The 1,461-nt window shown below is 62.8% G+C and carries 1 protein-coding gene; it reads right to left on the reverse strand.

Going from position 1 to position 1,461, the window contains the following annotated elements; translation table 11 throughout:
- Nucleotides 1–1,461, reverse strand: a 1,461-nt coding sequence (locus tag RSO01_RS46700) for a VCBS domain-containing protein (RefSeq protein WP_218037696.1), incomplete at both ends; no start/stop codon positions are given.

Raw genomic sequence — 1,461 nt, forward strand, 5'->3', positions numbered from 1 at the left:
CGTTCGTCGCGCCCAGAGTGTTGAGGTCGGACGACGTCGACGTCAGGTTGATCGTGTCGCCGGTGCCGGAACCGAGATCAATGGTGCCCGTGCCGATCAGGATCGCATCGAGCTGCGCGCCAGTGAGGGTGATCGAGTCGCTGCCCGAGGTACCCGTTAGGTTTCCGCTATCGATGTTGCTCATCGTGGCAAGCGCAAGCGACGAGATGTTCCCGCCGGCGACAACGTTCAGCGTATCCGTGCCGCTGACCAGGTCGATGGTCCCGAAGCCGGCCAGCTGCGACGCCGACAGAGTGACGGTGTCGCTGCTGGTGCTGCCCGTCAGGGTCTCGACGTTCGTCACCGTGCCAACGCTAAAGTCCACCGTCGTGCCGTTGGTAAGGACGATGCTGTCGCTGTTGGCGCCGCCATCGATCGACTCACCCGCGATGAAGTCACCGTTGGCCAGGTTGATCGTGTCGTTGCCGCCGCCGGCCGCTATCGTGTCGGCGCCCGTGCCGCCGAAGATGAAGTCTGCTGCCGTGCTGCCCGTCAGGATGTCGTTGCCGCCGAATCCGTATATGGCGGTAGAAGCAGAACCGGCCGCGAAGCTATCGCCGCTGCCTGTTCCAAGGTAGAGAGCGATCACATCTGCGGTGGCGCTGCCATCCGTCACCTGTAGGGTACCCGAAACAGCCGCCGCTTGCGATACGGGCGTCAGATTCGTTGTCGCTCCGCTGGCGATTACCGGGTTGCCAAATGCCGCGCCAAACGAACTCGCCAATGCCAGCGTCCCATTGTCGGGATCGGCGGCAATGAAGCTGATCTGTGTCCCGGTTATAGCCAAACTGGAAACAACCATCGTGTCGTTGCTGCCCAGAATGTTCACCGTCACCGACGTCGTCGTGCCGTCGGCACTCGCCACCTGGAACGTGTCGCTGTAGGTCGTCCCGGCAACGAACTCGTCGTGGGCGGAGCTCGCCGTGTAGTTCCACACTCCCGACGCATCGATCGAGAAGGTGCCGTAGCTCCCTACGGTTCCGACCTGCGCCACGAAGGTTGCCGGATTGTCGACGTCGCTGATCGTCAGCGTCCCTCCCGTCGTCAGCACCACATCGGTCTCGCTGAGGCCAACCGTCGCCGATGACAGCACCGCTGCGTCGTTGGTACCCAGAATGTTCACCGTCACCGACGTCGTCGTGCCGTCTGCACTCCTTACCTGGAATGTGTCGGTGTAGGTCGTCCCGGCAACGAACGCGTCGTGAGCCGAAATCGCCGTGTAGCTCCACACCCCTGCCGCATTGATCGTGAAGGTGCCGTAACTCCCTGCAGTCCCGGCCTGCATCAGGAAGAATTCCGGACTGTCGACGTCGCTGATCGTCAGCGTCCCGCCCGTCGTCAGCACCGCGTTGGTCTCGCTGAGGTCAACCGTCGCCGACGACAGCACCGCCGGTTCGGAAACAGGGATGAAGGTGACGTCGA

The sequence above is a fragment of the Reyranella soli genome, from assembly GCF_007992495.1.
GTDB lineage: Bacteria > Pseudomonadota > Alphaproteobacteria > Reyranellales > Reyranellaceae > Reyranella > Reyranella soli.